Source organism: Streptomyces sp. CA-278952, assembly GCF_028747205.1.
Taxonomy (GTDB): domain Bacteria; phylum Actinomycetota; class Actinomycetes; order Streptomycetales; family Streptomycetaceae; genus Streptomyces.
Genome location: NZ_CP112880.1, coordinates 4,205,043 through 4,224,562, shown reverse-complemented (window position 1 = coordinate 4,224,562; position 19,520 = coordinate 4,205,043). Strand labels below are relative to the sequence as shown.

The window sequence follows — 19,520 nt, the reverse complement described above, 5'->3', positions numbered from 1 at the left end:
CCTCCTGTACAGTCTGGTTTCGCAGCAAGCCGCAAGGCAAGCGGCGAAAACCTGGTCCTGTGGAGCAGTTTGGAGTGCTCGCCACCCTGTCAAGGTGGAGGCCGCGGGTTCAAATCCCGTCAGGACCGCAGTAGAAGAAAGCCCGGATCGTTTCGATCCGGGCTTTCTCGCGTTCTGCCCCGCGTCTTGACGGCTCCACCTGCCGCGGGTACCCCGGAGAAGCAGAGGCCGGCCCTGCTTCCCGGCGTTCCTCGGCGCTTCACACGGCGGGGGACGGCCGGGCTCACCGGAGGTGGCTCGTATGTCCGCGTCCACAGCACGACATGAGACCCGCGCGCTGCTGCGCGCCCACCTGGCGGCCGCTTCCGCCTATCGCCACCTCACCCGGCACTGTGCGGTCTGCCATCGCCTCCTGCGGCTCGCCATGGAGCCCGGGGGCGACGGGCGGCCGCAAGCCTCCGGGAGCCCTGCGGGCGCCCCGCAGGAAGCCGCCGGAGGCCGGGCCCCCGCCGGACGGCCCGATGGGGACGAGGCCGAGGCAGAGGAGGGGACCGAAAGACCCTCCGCTCCATGACCATCGGCCGGGTGCTTCCGCGTTCGGTCAGTGGCAGCCTGGAAGTTGGCAAGCGCCGGGCGGTGTGACGGTAGTCACCGAAAGACTTTTCCGACCGGGGGAATTTACACCTCCCCTACAACTGGTGAATTTAATATGTGCAATTGCACGGGGGCGATGGGCTCGCGGAGACCGTTCCGTCCGGGGCTGTCCCAACGCGTCCGGGACGCTCACCCACACTCCCGCACAGACCCGCTCACAGACCCACGAAGACCCCCGTCGTCCCCCTGAAGCCGACCGACCGCCCGGTTCTGATCCCGGGCGCCCCGAGGACCGGAAGGGGCCCGGGAGCGGCCGGGGCGGCCGCTCCCGGGCACAAAAAAGATCGCGCTGGACCCGGCGGAGTCCAGCGCGATCGATACGACGGCACCCGTAGGACACAGGTATGACGCCCGTTGGGGCAGGCGTCCGTCGAGTGGAGCTATGGGTGGGCGGCTGGGGTTGGGGGACCTTGCAGCTGCCCGGATGGTGATGCTGTGCTGCTGTATTGCTGCGGGGCAGGGGTGTGTCAGGCCTCGCTGCGCTGCTGCGGAATACCCGCAAGCAGTGCGCGGACCTCGGCCTCGCGGTACCGGCGATGTCCACCGAGCGTGCGGATGGACGTGAGCTTGCCAGCCTTGGCCCAACGGGTGACCGTCTTCGGGTCCACGCGGAACATCGTGGCAACCTCAGCCGGGGTCAGCAGCGGCTCGGCATCAGGGGTGCGAGCGGTCATGAGCGGCCTCCTCGGGAGAACCGAACCTTCTCGGTTCTTTCCTCTAAATTCTGCACCTTGACCCGCGTTGCCCGAAATGGCGGACGCGGGCCGAGTCGGTTATAGGACGAACGGCTTGTCCTCGGCACTACAACTACACCATCCGTCCAGCCACGTCGGCCAAACCGATGGAATTGCCCTCCCAGGTGTTCATCAGCGACGGAAGCCGATGGACCATGCCATAACGGACAGTCACGCCCCAGTGACGATCAGTCACAGGGGCGAACAGGAGTCGTCAGACCCCCCATAGGGTGCGATGTCGAGCATTCTGCCCTTACTTGGACAGAAGGAGCCCTGGGCGGACTCCTTGTCCTATTTTGGCATGAGGGGTAGGGATAGACGCAAGGGCCCCGTAAGTGCTGTCCATCACGCTTGAGGCAAAGGCCCGGTTCAGGACGTAGGTCCTGGGCCCAGCGGAGTACGCTTCCGCCCCACACATCACACGCGCCACACAGGACGCAGGTTCACGGCCCGTCAACTCTCTGCCGAGCCCCTCTTCGTCGCCCTCCGTCGAGGCGACCCGGCCTCCTCCTCCTTCCGTACGCTCCGGACTCGCGGCCCGTCCGCCGGCCCCTCGGCCGTCCTGGATGAAGGATGCCCCGGTTCCATCACCTTGATGCCGCTGTGGGCCTTTTCACGTCAATTGGTGAACTGGAGGTCCCGGACCGCCCGCCAGCGCTCCGCGAGCCGCGCGTACGCCTCCCCCGCGCCCTCGCCGTCGCCGTCCCGCAGCGCGGCGAGCCCCTCCGCCACATCCGCCGCCGACCGGTCCCCGGCGAGCCGCTCCGCCGGCAACGCGTGCACCAGGCCCCCGTAGTCCAGCTCGACCAGGGAGCGCGGATGGAACTCCTCCAGCCAGCGACCCACGTCCACCAGGCCCTCGGTCAGCGGGCCCTCGGGAACGTGTCCGCGCAGCGTCCGCAGCGCCCGCGCCAGCCGGCGCCGGGCCTCGACCATCGGGGTGCGGTAACGCAGCACCGGCCCCGGCCCCTCGCCGTCCGCCGCCGCGTACTCCCGCTCCTCATCGCGGAAGAGGACGAACCAGCGCACCGGCACCTGCCACACCGTCGTGCGGATCCAGGGCCTCGCGTCCGGATGGAGCCGCTGCCAGCGCTCGTGATCCGCCGCCGCCTGGCCTCGCACCACCGCGGGCAGCACGACGTCGAGCACGTTGGCCGGAAACATGCCCCCCAGTTCCTCCAGGGCCAGCCAGCCCCGCAACCTGGTCCGCCACGGGCAGACGCAGACCACCCCGCCCAGCTCCGCCACGAACGCGTCGCCGCTCTCGTGCACGGGCACCCCGACCGGCGGCGTCGACGCCAAGTCGGCCAGCGAGCGACGCAGTTCGTCCTGGGCCGTCGGAAGGTCCTCGCGCCGCGCGTAGCGCGCCCAGTGGCTCCGCTCGGGCTCGGCGAACGCGGCGAGCGGCTCGTAGATCCGGAGGTAGGACGTGTAAGGGACGAGCACCGAAGACACCACCGACATACAGCGCATCGTGTCACGGCGGTACACCCCCAGGGGGTGATCCTCCGCACGGGGACGGATCCGCGCCGCCGGAGGACTTACGCTCTTGCCCATCGGACCGGCCGTGCCGGTCGGTCCGGGGCCCTCCCCACCCCCAGGAGGGTCTCCGCCGCTTCGTACTTGGGAGTCACCACAGTGACCGATGTGACCGACGGCGTCCTGCACACCCTGTTCCACTCGGATCAGGGAGGTCACGAGCAGGTCGTGATCTGCCAGGACCGTGCCACCGGCCTCAAGGCCGTCATCGCCCTCCACTCCACCGCCCTGGGCCCGGCCCTCGGCGGCACCCGCTTCTACCCGTACGCCTCCGAGGCGGACGCCGTCGCCGACGCGCTGAACCTGTCGCGCGGGATGTCGTACAAGAACGCCCTGGCCGGCCTCGACCACGGTGGCGGCAAGGCCGTCATCATCGGCGACCCGGAGAAGACCAAGAGCGAGGAACTCCTCCTCGCCTACGGCCGGTTCGTCGCCTCGCTCGGCGGCCGCTACGTGACCGCCTGCGACGTCGGCACCTACGTCGCCGACATGGACGTCGTCGCCCGGGAGTGCCGCTGGACCACCGGCCGCTCCCCCGAGAACGGCGGCGCGGGCGACTCCTCCGTGCTCACCGCGTTCGGCGTCTTCCAGGGCATGCGGGCCTCGGCCCAGCACCTGTGGGGCGACCCGACGCTGCGCGGCCGCAAGGTCGGCGTCGCCGGGGTCGGCAAGGTGGGCCACCACCTCGTCGAGCACCTCCTCTCCGACGGGGCCGAGGTCGTGATCACCGACGTCCGCGAGGAGTCGCTGCGCCGGGTCACCGATCTGCACCCCGAGGTCACCGTGGTGGCGGACACCGACGCGCTGATCCGCACCGAGGGCCTGGACGTCTACGCGCCGTGCGCGCTCGGCGGCGCGCTGAACGAGGACACCGTGCCCGTGCTCACCGCGAAGGTGGTGTGCGGCGCGGCCAACAACCAGCTGGCGCACCCGGGCGTCGAGAAGGACCTGGCCGACCGGTCGGTTCTCTACGCGCCTGACTACGTGGTCAACGCCGGGGGCGTCATCCAGGTGGCCGACGAGCTGCACGGGTTCGACTTCGACCGGTGCAAGGCGAAGGCGACGAAGATCTTCGACACCACGCTGGAAATATTCGCACGTGCGAAGGCGGATGGGATTCCGCCGGCGGCGGCGGCCGACCGGCTCGCCGAACAGCGGATGGCGGAGGCGCGCGCCCACTGACCGGGCGGGCCCTCGGCCACCCCCACGGCCCGCCGACCGGCGAGACAAGAGTCACGCCGGTCGGCGGGTCGTACCTCCACAAGAGGTTAAAATCGCAGTTGACCAGGGAGGACGGGGCTCCTCGCTGGCCCTGTGCCGGGACCGGGATGCGGGCGGCGTACCGTATGGCCACGGAAGCAGGTACCGTTAAAGCTCTACAGGCACGGTCTCTCTCCCGAGAGTCCGTCCTGAAACATGAACGCGTGTCAAGACTCTGGGGCCGTCGAGCCCCGTCACCGAGGGGGTCGAGCCATGGGGCGCGGCCGGGCAAAGGCCAAGCAGACCAAGGTCGCCCGCCAGCTGAAGTACAGCAGCGGCGGGACTGACCTGTCGCGTCTGGCCAATGAGCTGGGCGCATCGCCTTCGAGTCAGCCACCGAACGCAGAGCCGTTCGAGGACGACGACGAGGAAGATGACCCGTACGCACAGTACGCGGATCGCTACAACCAGGACGATGACGAGGATCAGGACGATCAGTCCGGTCCGTCGTCACAGCGCCGCGGCGCCTGACCTCGCGCTGACACATCAACCCGGTCCGGGCCTGCCCCGGGCCGGGTTCTGTGTGTCCCGATCCGGCTTTCCCCCGGTGCCGTGCTGCCCTGGTGCCGTGCTGCCGTGGTGCGCCGGGCGGGGCTGCCGCCCGGCGCACCACTGCGTGACGGTGTCTAGCGGGCGTAGTCGCCGGTCAGCTCGGCGCCCGAGGTGTGCTCCCCGCGGTCGGTGATCTCGCCGGCGACCCAGGAGTCGACCCCGCGGTCGGCCAGCGTCGTCAGCGCGGCGTCCACCGAGTCGGCCGGGACGATCGCGATCATGCCGACGCCCATGTTGAGCGTCTTCTCCAGCTCCAGCCGCTCGACCTGACCGGCCTTGCCGACCAGGTCGAAGACCGCGCCGGGCGTCCACGTGGAGCGGTCCACGGTGGCGTGCAGGCCGTCCGGGATCACCCGGGCCAGGTTGTTCGCCAGGCCGCCGCCGGTGACGTGGCTGAAGCCGTGCACCTCGGTCGTCCGGGTGAGGGCCAGGCAGTCCAGGGAGTAGATCCGGGTGGGCTCCAGGAGCTCCTCGCCGAGCGTGCGGCCGAACTCCTCGACCTCGCGGTCCAGGGACCAGCCGGCCCGGTCGAAGACCACGTGGCGGACGAGCGAGTACCCGTTGGAGTGAAGACCGGAGGACGCCATGGCGATCACCGCGTCACCCTTGCGGATACGGTCCGGGCCGAGCAGGCGGTCGGCCTCGACCACGCCCGTACCGGCTCCGGCGACGTCGAAGTCGTCCGGGCCGAGGAGACCCGGGTGCTCGGCCGTCTCGCCGCCGACCAGGGAGCAGCCCGCCAGGACACAGCCTTCGGCGATGCCCTTCACGATGGCCGCGACACGCTCGGGGTGCACCTTGCCGACGCAGATGTAGTCGGTCATGAACAGCGGCTCGGCGCCGCAGACGACGAGGTCGTCCACGACCATGCCGACGAGGTCGTGGCCGATGGTGTCGTACACGCCCATCTGCCGCGCCAGGTCCACCTTGGTGCCGACGCCGTCGGTGGCGGAGGCGAGCAGCGGGCGCTCGTAGCGCTTCAGCGCGGAGGCGTCGAAGAGGCCGGCGAAACCGCCGAGGCCGCCGAGGCCCGCGACCTCCGGGCGCTGCGTCTTCTTCACCCACTCCTTCATCAGCTCGACGGCACGGTCACCGGCTTCGATGTCGACGCCGGCCGCCGCGTAGGAAGCACCTGTTGTCTCAGACATGGCCTGGGATCTTTCGTGTGGAGATACGGGGCTGGTGGGGGACGCGGCGGCGCGTCCGGGTCACGGACGGCGCAGCGCGTCGGCCGCGGCGGTCGCCGCCGGGCCCGCCGCCAGCTCGGTCTCCAGCAGCTGCTTGCCGAGCAGCTCCGGGTCCGGGAGCTCCATCGGGTACTCGCCGTCGAAGCAGGCACGGCAGAGGTTCGGCTTGTCGATCGTCGTCGCCTCGATCATCGCGTCGATCGAGATGTACGAGAGGGAGTCGGCGCCCATGGAGGTGCGGATCTCGTCGACGGTCATGCCGTTGGCGATCAGTTCGGCGCGGGTCGCGAAGTCGATCCCGAAGAAGCAGGGCCACTTCACCGGCGGCGAGGAGATCCGGATGTGGATCTCGGCGGCACCCGCCTCGCGGAGCATCCGGACCAGGGCGCGCTGGGTGTTGCCGCGGACGATCGAGTCGTCGACGACCACCAGGCGCTTGCCCTTGATGACTTCCTTGAGCGGGTTGAGCTTGAGCCGGATGCCGAGCTGGCGGATGGTCTGCGAGGGCTGGATGAAGGTCCGGCCGACGTAGGCGTTCTTGACCAGTCCGACGCCGAACGGGATTCCGCTGGCTTCGGCGTAACCGACGGCCGCGGGGGTGCCGGATTCCGGGGTCGCTATGACGAGATCCGCGTCGGCGGGGGCCTCGGCGGCCAGTCGGCGGCCCATCTCCACCCGGGAGAGGTAGACGTTGCGCCCGGCGATGTCGGTGTCGGGGCGCGCCAGGTAGACGTACTCGAAAACACAGCCCTTGGGCTTCGCTTCTGCGAATCGAGTGGTGCGCAGGCCGTTCTCGTCGATGGCGACGAGCTCGCCCGGCTCGATCTCGCGTACGTAGCTGGCACCGCAGATGTCGAGCGCGGCGGACTCGGAGGCGACGACCCAGCCGCGCTCGAGACGGCCGAGCACCAGCGGGCGGATGCCCTGCGGGTCGCGGGCGGCGTAGAGCGTGTGCTCGTCCATGAAGACGAGGGAGAACGCGCCCTTGACGTCGGGGAGCACCTTGGCGGCGGCTTCCTCGATGGTGAGCGGCTTGTCGTTCTCGTCGCGCTGCCCGGCGAGCAGCGCGGTCACCAGGTCGGTGTCGTTGGTCGCGGCGACCTGGGTGGCGCGGCCGTCCTTGCGCGGGAGGTCGGCGACCATCTCCGCGAGCTGGGCGGTGTTGACCAGGTTCCCGTTGTGACCGAGGGCGATCGAGCCGTGCGCGGTGGCACGGAACGTCGGCTGCGCGTTCTCCCACACCGAGGCGCCGGTGGTGGAGTAGCGGGCATGACCGACCGCGATATGGCCCTGGAGAGAACCCAGAGACGTTTCGTCGAAGACCTGCGAGACCAGTCCCATGTCCTTGAAGACCAGGATCTGGGACCCGTTGCTCACTGCGATGCCCGCGGATTCCTGTCCGCGGTGCTGCAGGGCATACAGTCCGAAATAGGTGAGCTTGGCGACCTCTTCACCCGGAGCCCAGACACCGAAGACGCCACAAGCGTCCTGGGGGCCTTTCTCTCCGGGGAGCAGGTCGTGGTTGAGTCGTCCATCACCACGGGGCACGGCACCGAGTGTAGGCGAGATCGACCACTGGTCCGAATTGGGGGCCGGTGGGCAAACCGTCGCCGGTCCCTGGGGAACGGGCCCGCCCGCCACCCAGGGCGGGCGATTCGCGGGACTTCGACCGGTGACGCTGTGTGACCATCGTGCGGGCGGGGCGGGCCCCGCGAGGCGAGTGCGGGGCTCCCTTCCGGGCCGGGAGACCGGTTACCGACAGGTAGAGGCTGACGGGGGCGGACGGGGGGACGTGGCGCTCGGTGAACCTGCCCGATCGCCGCCCCGCCCGCTGGCCGAACGCTCGTTTCGTGGTGAGCCTCACACCGAGGAGCCGGGATCAGCCGTGCCGGGAGCTGTTCTCGGCGCCGGCAGGTGTGGCGGTGGCGCCGATGCCCTTGCCGTCGGCGGCGGTGAGCGTGAGGGCCTTGCCCTTGATCGTGTACGTGGCCTTGCCGTTCAGGGCGGCGAGCACGGCGCGCTCCGTCTCCATCTCGGCCTCCGGGCACATCTTGCGGGTGCCGGCCATCGGTCCGAACGTGATCGTGGAGCCCTTGACCGTCGCCTGGCCGCGGAAGGAGTTGCAGCCGGAGTCGCCCTGCACGGTGCCGTCCTCGGAGAGGGTCAGATGGGGCGCCTTCTCCTTGGGCAGGTCCGCCGGTACGGTCGTGGCGGTCTCGCCGCTGAGCAGCGTGGTCACGGCCCACCGGGTGCCGACCAGCTCGGCGGGCTTCTCCTCGCTGAGCGCCATCGAGTCGCCGCTCTCGGCGGTGAGGGTCAGTCGGTCGCCGGAGAGCTTCGCGGTGTGCTCGCCGCCCATCGCGTCGATGGCTGCCTTCTCGAACTTCTCGACGTTCTCCTCGCAGGCCATCTGCGTGGTCACCGGCTTGCCCAGGGTGATCCGGTCGCCCTTCACCCGGGCGTCCACGCTGATGTGGTTGCAGCCGAAGTCGGCCTCGGCCCGGCCCTTCGGGTCGATCTCCAGCCGGGCCCCCTCCGGGGCCTCGGTCTTCTTCCCGCCGACGGTCACGGAGTCGACGCGCCACGCGACCCCGGTGACGGGGACGTCGGTCCGCACGCTGTCGCCGCCCTCGCCGGATCCCTTGCCGGAGCCGGAACCCGACTCCGTACCGCAGGCGGCGAGGGTGAGGAGGGCCAGGGCACTGACGCTGAGGGTCATCCGTTGTGTGTGCATGGCGATGTGACGGAGCGGGGGGCCGATCCGGTTCCGCCGACTCCGCTTCCCGGCGGGCGCCTCAGCCCATCAGCGGGAGCAGCTCGGCCAGGTCGGCGCGCTCCCCACTGGCGCTGACCTCGGCGTCCGCCAGGGCCCGCGCCCACTCCGTACGCCCGGTGGCGAGCCGGATCCAGGTCAGCGGGCCGGTCTCCACCACATTCGGCGGGGTGCCCCGGGTGTGCTTGGGCCCGCCGATGCACTGGACCACCGCGAACGGCGGGACCCGCACCTCGACCGAACCGCCCGGCGCCCGGTCCGCGAGGGTGTCGGCCAGCAGCCGGGTGCAGGCGGCCAGCGCCTGGCGGTCGTACGGGATCTCCGAGCCGAGCGCCTCGTTGAGGTCGTCCGTGTGGACGATCAGCTCGACGGTCCGGGAGACCAGGTAGTCGGTCAGCCGCATGGAGCCGACCCGGACGGACAGCAGCCGCTCCCCCGTGCCGGTGGCCGGGACGGCCCCGGTGAACCCCGCTTCCGCCTCCTCGAACAGCGTGGCGAGGTCGGGGCGGGCGGCCGCCACCTCCTCGACGCCCTCGGCGATCCCGGCGGCGTGCGCGGCGGTGGCCGACGGCCACTCCAGCAGGGCGAGTTGGGGCTTGGGCCCGGGGGGTTCCGGCAGGGCCAGGGCCCGGGTGACGCTGCTCAGCCCGATCGCGACGTGCACGGCGAGCTCGCGCACCGTCCACGCGCCGAGCCGGGTCGGCCGGGCGAGCTGGTCGGGCGTCAACCCAGCGACGGCGTCACGCACGTGCGCGAACTGGGCGAGGACCGCCGTCCGGGTCCTGAGGTGGTCGTAGGCGCGCGGGCGCTTCTTGGCCGGGGGCATGGGGCCGAGATTAGCGGGCCCCACTGACATCGCCCGGTCGGGCCGGTGCGTTCTGCCCCTCCACATGCTCCTCCACCGTGAACGCCTCGCCGTTGGCGGGGACTCCCACGCCCCGCCAGGTGAACGGGACGCCCCGGGCGTTGTCCAGGTCCGGGCCGTCCATCAGCTGGAAGTGGAGGTGCGGTTCGGTGGTGTTGCCGGAGTTGCCCACGCGGCCGAGCTGCTGCCCGGCGCGGACCGTGTCCCCGGCCTTCACCCGGAGCGAGCCGCGCTGGGCGTGCGCGTAGGCGGCGTACGTACCGTCACCGAGGTCGAGGATCACGTGGTTGCCGATGATCCGCCGCACGCCGGCGAACGACCGGACGTTGCCCTCGATGAGCATCAGATAGGCGAGAGCGGGAAGTGAGTTGCGGCTCAAGTGGTCGCGCTGGCCGTCGCTCGCCTTCACGACGGTGGCATCGGCCACCGCGAGCAGCGGGGCGCCGAAGGCAGGGAAGGCGCGGTTGCGGCGGAAGAACGGCCAGAGCCAACGGAACGCCGGCCGGGCCGGGGGCTCGCCCTCCCCCGTCTCCGGGTCGGCCACGATGTCGATCGCGTACGTCTGCCCGTAGACGTGTGTCCCGTGGCTCGGCGTCTTGTCCGCCGGGCTGTTCAGGGCCGTCCAGCGACCGGTGACCGGCGGGTCGACCTCCACCGGGGGCCGCGGTGCGCCCTGCGGTGCGGCGGCCCCGACCTGGAGGACCGTCGTCGCCACCATGAGGGCGAAGACGACCACCGCGGGCAGGAAGGTCGTCGCCCAGCCCGGTCCGGGCAGATCCGTGACGAACTCGCCAATCATCAGCGCGAACAGGACCAGCCAGGACAGCCTCACGGCGATCGCAACGGCGGTGCGGACAGACATGTTTCCCCCATGGCTTCGTGTCTTCTCGTGGTCAGGTCAGGGCCGCGCCGCCGTCAGCACCACCAGGAGCGGTACGACCCGGGTGGGCGGCACCTCGTACCTGCCTCGCCCCGCCGCGTGCAGCCAGCCCGCGCCGGTCAGCTGGCGCAGGTGGTGGTAGATCTGGCCGGTGGTGCCCAGCTCGTCGAGCGCGGCCAGTTCGGCGGTCGTCCTCAGGCCGCCGAGGATCTCGCGGAGCAGCCGCAGCCGGACCGGGTGGCCCAGTGCGGCGAACGAATCGGCGGCGTCCGCCCAGTCCCCGTCGAACAGGGCCTCGGTGAGGGCGCCGTACTGCCACTCGTAACTCTCGCCGGTGGGCAGCCGTACCGAGCCCGTGTAGAGCACTCCCCCGTCGGCCGCGGCCTCCCCGACCTCGGAGAGCTGCTGTTTCAGCCCGTCCAGCGCCCAGAAGTCGCCGTCGCCCAGGCGGGGGGACTCGGAGTCCCGCCGCTCCAGTGCCGTGAGCCGCCTCTCCAGCTCGGCGACCCGCCGTTCCAACTCCATGACACCAACCTTACGTAATTACGTAATCTCTCACAAGAGTCTCTTGCAAGAGTGTGAGGGAAAAGGCCGAAGCCCCCGCCCGGAGGACCCGGGCGGGGGCTTCGAAGACGCCGGTCGGCGCGCGGCTCAGGCGAGCAGCGCGGGGATCGTCGCCTCGTGCGCCGTACGGAGCTCGCTCAGCGGGATGCTGAACTCGCCCTGGATCTCGATCTCCTCGCCGTCCACGACACCGATGCGGGTGACGGGCAGACCGCGCGCGCCGCACATGTCGTTGAAGCGGAGCTCCTCGCTGCGCGGGATCGCGACGACCGCGCGTCCCGCCGACTCGGAGAAGAGGAACGTGAACGCGTCCAGGCCGTCCGGCACGACCAGCCGGGCGCCCTTCCCGCCGCGCAGGCAGGACTCGGTGACGGCCTGGATCAAGCCGCCGTCGCTCAGGTCGTGCGCGGCGTCGATCATGCCGTCGCGGGAGGCCGAGATGAGGATCTCGGCGAGCAGCTTCTCGCGGCCGAGGTCCACCTTGGGCGGCAGGCCGCCCAGGTGCTGGTGGACGACCTCGGACCAGGCCGAGCCGCCGAACTCCTCGGTCGTGTCGCCCAGCAGGTAGAGGAGCTGGCCCTCTTCCGCGAAGGCGATCGGCGTACGCCGGTTGACGTCGTCGATCACGCCGAGCACGGCCACGACCGGCGTCGGGTGGATCGCCGTCTCACCGGTCTGGTTGTACAGCGAGACGTTGCCGCCGGTGACCGGGGTGCCCAGCTCCAGGCAGCCGTCCGCGAGACCGCGGGTGGCCTCGGCGAACTGCCACATGACGTCCGGGTCCTCCGGGGAGCCGAAGTTCAGGCAGTCCGAGATGGCCAGCGGCTTCGCGCCGGAGGCGGCGACGTTGCGGTACGACTCCGCCAGCGCGAGCTGCGCGCCGGTGTACGGGTCGAGCTTGGCGTACCGGCCGTTGCCGTCGGTCGCCATGGCCACGCCCAGGTTCGACTCGGCGTCGATGCGGACCATGCCCGCGTCCTCGGGCATCGCCAGGACGGTGTTGCCCTGCACGAAGCGGTCGTACTGGTCGGTGATCCACGCCTTGGAGGCCTGGTTCGGGGAGGCGACCAGCTTCAGGACCTGCTCGCGCAGCTCGGCCGCGTTCGCCGGGCGGGCGAGCTTGCCGGCGTCGTCCGCCTGGAGCGCGTCCTGCCAGGACGGGCGGGCGAACGGGCGGTGGTAGACGGGTCCGTCGTGGGCGACCGAGCGCGGCGGCACGTCCACGATCTGCTCGCCGTGCCAGAAGATCTCCAGCTGGGAGCCCTCGGTCACCTCACCGATGACGGTGGCGATGACGTCCCACTTCTCGCAGATCTCCAGGAAGCGGTCCACGTGCTGCGGCTCGACGATCGCGCACATGCGCTCCTGCGACTCGCTCATGAGGATTTCCTCGGGCGAGAGGGAGGAGTCGCGCAGCGGCACGGTGTCCAGCTCGACGCGCATGCCGCCGGAACCGGCGGAGGCCAGCTCACTGGTGGCGCAGGAGAGCCCGGCGCCGCCGAGGTCCTGGATGCCCGCGACGAGCCTCTCCTTGAAGATCTCCAGGGTGCACTCGATGAGGAGCTTCTCCTGGAACGGGTCGCCGACCTGGACGGCGGGGCGCTTGGCGGGGCCGGTGGACTCGAAGGTCTCGCTCGCCAGCACGGAGACGCCGCCGATGCCGTCGCCGCCGGTGCGGGCGCCGTACAGGATGACCTTGTTGCCGGGGCCGGACGCCTGCGCGAGGTGGATGTCCTCGTGCCTCATCACGCCGATGCAACCGGCGTTGACCAGCGGGTTGCCCTGGTAGCAGGCGTCGAAGACGACCTCGCCGCCGATGTTGGGCAGGCCCAGGCAGTTGCCGTAGCCGCCGATGCCCGCGACGACGCCCGGCAGGACGCGCTTGGTGTCGGGGTGGTCGGCCGCGCCGAAGCGCAGCGGGTCCACGACCGCGATCGGGCGGGCGCCCATGGCGAGGATGTCGCGGACGATGCCGCCGATGCCGGTGGCCGCGCCCTGGTAGGGCTCGATGTACGACGGGTGGTTGTGCGACTCGACCTTGAAGGTGACCGCGTACCCCTGGCCGACGTCCACGACGCCGGCGTTCTCGCCGATGCCGACGAGCATGGCGTCGTTGGCGGGGACCTTCTCGCCGAACTGCTTGAGGTGGACCTTGCTGCTCTTGTACGAGCAGTGCTCCGACCACATCACGGAGTACATGGCGAGCTCGGCGCCGGTGGGACGGCGGCCCAGGATCTCGCGGATCCGGGCGTACTCGTCCTCCTTGAGGCCGAGTTCCTTCCAGGGCTGTTCGGCGTCCGGGGTCCCGGCCGCGTGCTTGACCGTATCCAGGCTCATGCGTTGACCAGCTTCTTGATGATCGAGGTGAAGAAACCGAGGCCGTCGGTGCGGCCGGTGCCGATGAGCGGCTCCACGGCGTGCTCCGGGTGCGGCATCAGGCCGACGATGTTGCCAGCGGCGTTGGTGATGCCCGCGATGTCGCGGAGCGAGCCGTTGGGGTTGCCGTCCAGGTAGCGGAAGGCGACGCGGCCCTCGGCCTCCAGCTCGTCGAGCGTGCGCTCGTCGGCGGTGTACCGGCCGTCCACGTTCTTGAGCGGGACGCTGATCTCCTGGCCGGCGCTGTAGTCCGAGGTCCAGGCGGTCTCCGCGTTCTCCACCCGCAACTTCTGGTCGCGGCAGATGAAGTGGAGGTGGTTGTTGCGCAGCATCGCGCCGGGCAGCAGGTGCGCCTCGGTCAGGATCTGGAAGCCGTTGCAGATGCCGAGGACCGGCATACCGGCCTTCGCCTGCTCGATGAGGGTCTCCATGACCGGCGAGAAGCGGGAGATCGCACCGGCGCGGAGGTAGTCCCCATAGGAGAAACCGCCCGCCAGGACGACCGCGTCGACCTGGTGCAGGTCCTTGTCGCGGTGCCACAGGGATACGGGCTCGGCGCCCGCGATCCGGACGGCGCGCAGGGCGTCCTGATCGTCGAGGGTGCCGGGAAAAGTGACGACGCCGATACGGGTGGTCACTTCTCCTCCTCCACCTTCACGACGAAGTCCTCGATGACGGTGTTGGCGAGGAACGTCTCGGCCAGCTCGTTAATACGGGCGAGGGCGGCGTCGTCGACCGGCCCCTCGACCTCCAGCTCGAAACGCTTTCCCTGACGAACGTCCGCGATTCCCTCGAAGCCGAGACGGGGCAGTGCGCGCTGCACCGCCTGTCCCTGCGGGTCGAGGATCTCGGGCTTGAGCATGACGTCGACTACGACGCGTGCCACTGGCACTCCCGGTGTGGTGGTGTGGTGCGGCTGTCTCTCCGGGGGGTTCCCCAGACCCCCGCGGGTCCACTCAGCGTACCTGGCCAAAATTTCTACGCGGGTAGATATCGGGCGGGACGGACATCGCGGGGCCCTGCGCAGATCACGTCGAGATATCAGGCGCGACACCGCACGGGAAAAGGTCTGGAAAAATCACGTCCGGATTGCACACGGATTGCACACGGACACGCGGATGCAATTGGCTGGGCTTCACAATGCGGCACCCACCGCTGTACAAATGATTACCGGGGAAAGCAACATTGCCCCCGGGACAACGGAACAGTCGACATCTCGTCGATCCACATCCGCCCGCCTGGCAGCCGGAAGGCAGGCATCCGCGCACGATGGACGCGCGGGCGCCGTAGGAAAGGACCGATATCCGTGGCTCAGCGCGTAGTGGTGACGCTCTCCGACGACATCGACGGGGGAGCAGCGGCGGAAACGGTGACCTTCGCCCTGGACGGGAAGACGTACGAGATCGATCTCAATCCCGCCAATGCGAAGAAACTGCGGAAGACCCTGGCTCCTTACGTGGCCGCCGGTCGAAAGCAGACAAATGCCAGCAAGCATGGCAGGACGCCCACGGCCTACCACCACACCTCCCTCGCACCGGACCCGGCGGCCGTCCGCGCCTGGGCCCGCTCGCACCGGATGGAGGTGCCGGCCCGGGGCCGCATCCCGAAGAAGGTCTACGAGGCGTTCGACGCGGCGAGTTGAGCCGCCACGGTGGCGGTCGGCCGGACCGCGGTGGTGGCCGGCAGGACGAGCCACGGTGATTCCGGGCCGGCCGACGGGCCGCGCGGGCCGACCGCCCGGGCCGGTCCGTCGGGCGCGGCGGGTCCGGGAGCCGGACGCTCCGTCAGGCGTCCCCGGGCGCCCCGCCGGCCGGGTCCGGTGACCCGTTCCGCAGGGCCCTCGGGGAGCCGACTTGCGCGACACCCCCGCAGGTCGGCTAGAGTCTGGAGCACGCCGAGGGGCGAGGCCGCAAAGCCGAATCCCACGCAGCGTGCGGGTGTAGTTCAGTAGTAGAACATCCCCCTTCCAGGGGGAAGGCGCAGTGTGCAATTCCTGTCACCCGCTCTGCACAACTCTTCGAACCACTTCGTTGGATCAGGTAGAGTAGTGCTCGCTCCACCGGTGAAAGCCGAGTGGCTGCACTGCGGACGTAGCTCAGTTGGTAGAGCGCAACCTTGCCAAGGTTGAGGTCGCCAGTTCGAACCTGGTCGTCCGCTCAGCATCAAAGGCCCTGACCCTCACGGTCAGGGCCTTTGTCGTGCTCCCGCCCCGCTCCTCCCCCGCCGCCCTCATGACGTTTGTCATGAGCAGTGATGACAGCGCGCACTGCTCGGGGGCCGGTTCCGGCGGAAACCTTGAAGCATGACCAGCGACGACATTCTCAGCGACCGCGTGGACGGTCCCGTGATCGAGGCGAACGGAGTCCGCCGACGTTACGCCGGCGGCTTCGAGGCCGTGTCCGGGATCTCCTTCTCCGTGGCCCGCGGCGAACTGTTCGCCCTGCTCGGGACGAACGGCGCGGGCAAGACCTCCACCGTGGAACTCCTCGAAGGCCTGGCGCCACCGACCGACGGGACGGTACGGGTCCTCGGCCACGACCCGTACCGCGAACGCGCCGCCGTCCGCCCCCGTACCGGGGTGATGCTCCAGGAGGGCGGCTTCCCCTCCGACCTCACGGTCATGGAGACCGTACGCATGTGGTCGGCCTGCACCACCGGCGCACGCCCGGCCGGCGAGGTCCTGGAGATGGTCGGTCTGACCGGCCGGGGAAACGTGCGGGTCAAGCAGTTGTCCGGCGGCGAGAAGCGCCGACTCGACCTGGCGCTCGCCCTGACCTCCCGGCCCGAGGTGCTCTTCCTCGACGAGCCGACGACCGGGCTGGACGCCGAGGGCCGGCAGGAGACCTGGGAGCTCGTCCGGGCGCTGCGGGACAACGGCACGACCGTTCTGCTGACCACGCACTACCTGGAAGAGGCCGAGGCCCTCGCGGACCGGCTGGCGATCATGCATCAGGGGAGGATCGTGACGACCGGGACCATCGCCGAGGTGACCGCGCAGCAGCCCGCCAGGATCCGGTTCGTGCTGCCCGAGGCCGTGCCGGCGGCGCGCCTCCCGCTCTCCCTGCGGGCGGCGGCGGAAGGGTCCCGGGTCGAGATCCGCACCCCCGAGCTCCAGGAGTCGCTGCACGAACTCCTGGAGTGGGCCCGGGAGTCCGGCGTACGGCTGCACGGCCTCGACGCCCGCTCCGCCTCCCTGGAGGAGGCGTTCCTCGACATCGCGAAGGCCCAGCACGCACCCCGGGACCAGGACCCGCGCCAGCTCCACGACCGCTCCGCCCGCTCCGACCGGTCCGGCGGCACGAAGAACACGAAGAGGGTGACGGCATGACGACCACCACGACCCCCGTCCGCGACCGGACGTCCGCCCCCTCCCCCACGGGCGCGGCGGCCGTGGCCCGGCGGCTGACCGCCCTCGGCCGCGCCGAGCTGATTCTCCTGCTGCGCAACCGGACCGCGATCGTCGTCGCGCTGCTGCTGCCCATCACGATGATCTTCGCGATGCGGTCCTCGCTCGAACAGATCGACCTCGGCGGCACCGGGCTCACCGTCGCGGGCGCCACCCTGACCGGCGGCATCGGCATGGTGCTCGTCCAGGTCGTCTACATGAACCTGGTCTCCGCGTACGTCGCCCGGCGCGAGGAACTCGTCCTGAAGCGGCTGCGCACCGGGGAGATCTCCGACCGGGAGATCCTCATCGGCACCGCGCTGCCGTCCGTCGCGCTGGCACTCGCCCAGTGCGTGCTGCTGGTGGTGGCCGGGGCGATCGCCTTCGACCTGAACGCCCCGCACCGCCCCGCCCTCCTGCTGGCCGGACTGCTGCTGGCCTTCTTCCTGATGTCCGCCCTGGCGGCGGCGACCACCGTGCTCACCCGGACGGTGCAGACCTCGCAGCTCACCACCCTGCCGCTCTTCTTCGTCTCGATGTTCGGCTCCGGGCTGTTCATCCCGCTGGCGATCTTCCCGGACAAGCTGGCCTCCGCCCTGGAGCTGCTGCCGATGACGGGCGTGATGACCCTGATCCGGCACGGCTGGCTCGGCGGCGTGGAGAGCGGCGACCTGCTCACGGCCGGGGTGACCGCGCTGGCCTGGACCGCTTTCGGCGTGTTTGCTGTGCGACGGTGGTTCCGCTGGGACCCGCGCGGCTGACATGAAGGGGCTGAGGGGTGTGATCGGTCGGGTACGGGGCTGGCGGCGCGGCTGGCACGAGCGCAGCAAGCTCCAGCGCATCGACCTCTACACGCGGGTGACGCTCTGCTCGATCACCTGGTTCTTCGCGGTGTCCTGGGGGCTGCTGCCCCTCGGCGACACCCTCGACGAGGGGCCGGTGGCGGTGGCTCTGGCCGGAGCGTTCCTCGCCGCCAACCTCGCCCAGTCCGTACTGAGCAACCGCAATCTGACCCCCGCCTTCGACGACTACCGGGGGACGGCGCCGTTCCCGCCGGGGCGGCTGCGCCTGCCCGCCGCGCTCCAGGTGGCGATGACCGGCTTCCTGGTGGCACTCGCGGCGGTGGGGGGCGTGAAGGACGAGGGGCTCGTGCTGCTGGTGCTGGACCTGCCCGTGGCGTTCGCCATCCCGTACGTCCTGGTCGTCCCCGTCCGGAGGTTCCTGCTCCACTCCGCCGCCTTCTCGGTGACCGTCCTGGCGCTCCTGGCGGCCGTGGGCGTGCCGGGCGGACTGCTGTTCGGGGCGGTCGTCTCGCTGGTCGTCGTCACCCTGCTGGTGCTCACCTCGGCCCGGCCGAGCGTCTGGAGCCTGTCCGTGATGTGGCAGGCGGAGGAGGCGCGGGACATGCAGGCCCGGCTGGCGGTGGCGGAGGAGCGGTTGCGGTTCGGCCGCGACATGCACGACGTGCTCGGCCGGAACCTGTCGGTGATCGCCCTCAAGAGCGAGCTGGCCGTGGAGCTGGCCCAGCGCGGGAACCCCGCGGCGATGGATCAGATGGTCGAGGTGCAGCGGATCGCCCGTGCATCGCAGCAGGAGGTCCGCGATGTCGTACGCGGCTACCGGGAGGCCGACCTCCCCACCGAACTCATGGGCGCACGGGGCGTGTTGCAGGCCGCGGAAATCACCTGCACCGTCGAGGGCGCGGACGGCCCGGCCGGCATCGGGGCTCCCGCCGCCGTCCAGGCCGCGCTCGGCTGGGTGGTGCGCGAGACCGCGACGAACGTCCTGCGCCACGGCGACCCGCGCCACTGCTGGATCCGCCTCGCGCGGACGCGGGACGCGGTGGTCCTGGAGGTCGAGAACGACGGGGCCGGCGCCACCCGCCCGCTCGGCGGCGCGGACGACGGCGGCGGCGGCGGTTCGGGCCTGGCCGGGCTGCGGGTACGGCTCGGCGCGCTCGGCGGATCGCTCAGCGCCGGAGCCGTCGGGGACGACCTCTTCCGGGTGACGGCCACGGTGCCGCTCACGGCGCCCCGCCCGGATGCGAACGGCCCCCTCGCTCCGTCCTCCGAGCCCGGACCTTCCCCCGCCCCTTCCGCCCACCCGGAGGAACGATGACCACCGCGCAGCCCCTGCGGGTCCTGCTGGCCGACGACGAGCACCTGATCCGGGGCGCGCTGGCCGCACTGCTCGCCCTGGAGGAGGACCTCGTGGTGGTCGCGGAGGCGGCGAGCGGCCCCGAGGCCCTGGCGATGGCCCTGGCGCACCGGCCCGACGTCGCCGTCCTGGACCTCCAGATGCCGGGCGCGGACGGTGTGAAGGTCGCCACATCGCTGCGGACCGAGCTGCCCCACTGCCGCACCATGATCGTGACCAGCCACGGCCGCCCCGGCCACCTCAAGCGGGCCCTGGCCGCCGGCGTACGGGGGTTCGTGCCGAAGACGGTCAGCGCCCGGCGGCTGGCGGAGATCATCCGTACCGTCCACGCCGGAAACCGTTACGTCGATCCCGAGTTGGCGGCCGACGCCATCTCCGCCGGGGACTCCCCGCTGACCGCCAGGGAGGCCGAGGTGCTCGAACTGGCGGCGGACGGGGCTCCGGTCGCGGAGATCGCGGAGCGGGCCTCGCTCTCACAGGGGACGGTCCGCAACTACCTCTCCTCGGCCGCCACCAAGATCGGTGCGGAGAACCGGCACACGGCAGTGCGTCTCGCCCGCGAGCGGGGTTGGGTATAGTAGGCATCGCGCTTCG

Annotated in this window: 19 protein-coding genes and 3 tRNA genes; 11 read left to right on the top strand and 11 right to left on the bottom strand. The window is 70.8% G+C overall.

Translation table 11 applies throughout. The annotated features are described in order from the left end of the window. Positions 1–53 precede the first annotated feature (53 nt). Both N7925_RS18865 and N7925_RS18860 read left to right on the top strand, forming a co-directional pair. Positions 54–128: transfer RNA gene (locus tag N7925_RS18865), tRNA-Asp, on the top strand. Positions 129–301: 173 nt separating this feature from the next. Beyond that, a complete protein-coding gene (locus tag N7925_RS18860; RefSeq protein WP_274344544.1) occupies positions 302–574 on the top strand; it encodes a DUF6274 family protein in 273 nt (90 codons plus the stop codon). A gap of 547 nt (positions 575–1,121) precedes the next feature. Here the strand turns inward: N7925_RS18860 and bldC are convergent. Next, entirely contained in the window at positions 1,122–1,328 is a 207-nt protein-coding gene (gene bldC / locus N7925_RS18855; RefSeq protein ID WP_003949541.1) for a developmental transcriptional regulator BldC, read from the bottom strand. A gap of 678 nt (positions 1,329–2,006) precedes the next feature. Next, positions 2,007–2,852, bottom strand: coding sequence for a hypothetical protein (locus N7925_RS18850; protein ID WP_265600724.1), 846 nt, complete (start codon positions 2,850–2,852; stop codon positions 2,007–2,009). Positions 2,853–3,026: 174 nt separating this feature from the next. Between N7925_RS18850 and N7925_RS18845 the strand changes: the two genes are divergently transcribed. Beyond that, positions 3,027–4,109, top strand: a complete 1,083-nt coding sequence (locus N7925_RS18845; protein WP_274344543.1) for a Leu/Phe/Val dehydrogenase — start codon at positions 3,027–3,029, stop codon at positions 4,107–4,109. A gap of 291 nt (positions 4,110–4,400) precedes the next feature. Then, the gene (locus N7925_RS18840) at positions 4,401–4,658 is read left to right on the top strand and encodes a DUF3073 domain-containing protein (RefSeq protein WP_007447468.1); all 258 of its coding nucleotides are present in this window, start codon (positions 4,401–4,403) and stop codon (positions 4,656–4,658) included. A 155-nt stretch (positions 4,659–4,813) separates the two neighbouring features. Here the strand turns inward: N7925_RS18840 and purM are convergent, their stop codons facing one another. From purM to purS, 9 genes are all read right to left on the bottom strand, one after another. Continuing rightward, the gene (gene purM / locus N7925_RS18835; protein ID WP_274344542.1) at positions 4,814–5,887 is read right to left on the bottom strand and encodes a phosphoribosylformylglycinamidine cyclo-ligase; all 1,074 of its coding nucleotides are present in this window, start codon (positions 5,885–5,887) and stop codon (positions 4,814–4,816) included. Positions 5,888–5,947: 60 nt separating this feature from the next. Further along, entirely contained in the window at positions 5,948–7,474 is a 1,527-nt protein-coding gene (purF, locus tag N7925_RS18830) for an amidophosphoribosyltransferase (RefSeq protein ID WP_097868696.1), read from the bottom strand. Between the two features lie 331 nt (positions 7,475–7,805). After that, complete coding sequence (locus tag N7925_RS18825; protein WP_443032193.1) at positions 7,806–8,645, bottom strand: META domain-containing protein; 840 nt, start codon at positions 8,643–8,645, stop codon at positions 7,806–7,808. A gap of 76 nt (positions 8,646–8,721) precedes the next feature. Beyond that, entirely contained in the window at positions 8,722–9,525 is an 804-nt protein-coding gene (locus tag N7925_RS18820; protein ID WP_265600720.1) for a maleylpyruvate isomerase family mycothiol-dependent enzyme, read from the bottom strand. A gap of 10 nt (positions 9,526–9,535) precedes the next feature. Continuing rightward, complete coding sequence (locus tag N7925_RS18815; protein ID WP_274344540.1) at positions 9,536–10,426, bottom strand: M23 family metallopeptidase; 891 nt, start codon at positions 10,424–10,426, stop codon at positions 9,536–9,538. A 36-nt stretch (positions 10,427–10,462) separates the two neighbouring features. After that, positions 10,463–10,969 (bottom strand): ArsR/SmtB family transcription factor, encoded by a 507-nt coding sequence (locus tag N7925_RS18810; RefSeq protein WP_274344539.1) that lies wholly within the window; start codon positions 10,967–10,969, stop codon positions 10,463–10,465. A 126-nt stretch (positions 10,970–11,095) separates the two neighbouring features. Further along, positions 11,096–13,345, bottom strand: a complete 2,250-nt coding sequence (purL, locus tag N7925_RS18805; protein WP_265600717.1) for a phosphoribosylformylglycinamidine synthase subunit PurL — start codon at positions 13,343–13,345, stop codon at positions 11,096–11,098. Then, positions 13,342–14,022, bottom strand: a complete 681-nt coding sequence (purQ, locus tag N7925_RS18800; RefSeq protein ID WP_030594169.1) for a phosphoribosylformylglycinamidine synthase subunit PurQ — start codon at positions 14,020–14,022, stop codon at positions 13,342–13,344. The genes purL and purQ overlap by 4 nt, the downstream gene beginning before the upstream one ends. Next, on the bottom strand, positions 14,019–14,270 hold the full coding sequence (gene purS, locus N7925_RS18795) for a phosphoribosylformylglycinamidine synthase subunit PurS (protein WP_003968034.1): 252 nt from the start codon (positions 14,268–14,270) through the stop codon (positions 14,019–14,021). The genes purQ and purS overlap by 4 nt, the downstream gene beginning before the upstream one ends. A gap of 420 nt (positions 14,271–14,690) precedes the next feature. On the opposite strand from purS, the gene N7925_RS18790 reads away from it, so the two are divergent. From N7925_RS18790 to N7925_RS18760, 7 genes are all read left to right on the top strand, one after another. After that, positions 14,691–15,026 carry a histone-like nucleoid-structuring protein Lsr2 gene (locus N7925_RS18790; RefSeq protein WP_265600715.1) on the top strand — a complete coding sequence of 112 codons (336 nt, stop codon included), beginning with the start codon at positions 14,691–14,693 and terminating at the stop codon, positions 15,024–15,026. A 291-nt stretch (positions 15,027–15,317) separates the two neighbouring features. Continuing rightward, positions 15,318–15,389, top strand: a tRNA-Gly gene (locus N7925_RS18785). A gap of 79 nt (positions 15,390–15,468) precedes the next feature. Further along, positions 15,469–15,541: transfer RNA gene (locus tag N7925_RS18780), tRNA-Gly, on the top strand. A 145-nt stretch (positions 15,542–15,686) separates the two neighbouring features. Next, the gene (locus tag N7925_RS18775) at positions 15,687–16,712 is read left to right on the top strand and encodes an ABC transporter ATP-binding protein (RefSeq protein ID WP_274344538.1); all 1,026 of its coding nucleotides are present in this window, start codon (positions 15,687–15,689) and stop codon (positions 16,710–16,712) included. Beyond that, positions 16,709–17,530 (top strand): ABC transporter permease, encoded by an 822-nt coding sequence (locus tag N7925_RS18770; protein WP_265600713.1) that lies wholly within the window; start codon positions 16,709–16,711, stop codon positions 17,528–17,530. Before N7925_RS18775 ends, N7925_RS18770 begins: the two co-directional genes overlap by 4 nt. 1 nt (position 17,531) lies before the next feature. After that, the gene (locus N7925_RS18765) at positions 17,532–18,887 is read left to right on the top strand and encodes a sensor histidine kinase (RefSeq protein WP_274344537.1); all 1,356 of its coding nucleotides are present in this window, start codon (positions 17,532–17,534) and stop codon (positions 18,885–18,887) included. Continuing rightward, positions 18,884–19,504 carry a response regulator transcription factor gene (locus tag N7925_RS18760; protein WP_003968028.1) on the top strand — a complete coding sequence of 207 codons (621 nt, stop codon included), beginning with the start codon at positions 18,884–18,886 and terminating at the stop codon, positions 19,502–19,504. Before N7925_RS18765 ends, N7925_RS18760 begins: the two co-directional genes overlap by 4 nt. The last annotated feature ends 16 nt before the right edge of the window (positions 19,505–19,520 follow it).